The 274-nt window shown below is 57.3% G+C and carries 1 protein-coding gene; it reads left to right on the top strand.

What is annotated here, in order from left to right; genetic code table 11:
• Nucleotides 1-274: hypothetical protein (locus SB822_RS57010; RefSeq protein WP_410859095.1), on the top strand; the 274-nt coding region annotated here is incomplete at both ends.

The following is a 274-nucleotide window of genomic DNA, read 5'->3' on the forward strand; positions in this document are numbered from 1 at the left end:
GCGAAGAATTTGTTCGCCGTTGCCATCGGTATCGGGACCAATGTGGTCGCCTTTCCCGAGGATCTGCCTTATGCAGCAACGTCGTTGCAGGCTCTCGGCAGCAAATGCGATGCCGAGACTTTGTTTGCAGCCTTGTCGGATGCCTGGTCGGTCAACTATCGCGTCTGGAATGAAGGGCGCGGTCTCGACGATATTCGCAAGCGCTGGCTGCAGCGCGCGCATGGCCTTGGCCAGAATGTAACCATGCAGGTTGAAGGCCGTATCATCGAAGGTC

The sequence above is a fragment of the Paraburkholderia sp. SIMBA_054 genome (assembly GCF_046534875.1).
Classification (GTDB): domain Bacteria; phylum Pseudomonadota; class Gammaproteobacteria; order Burkholderiales; family Burkholderiaceae; genus Paraburkholderia; species Paraburkholderia hospita.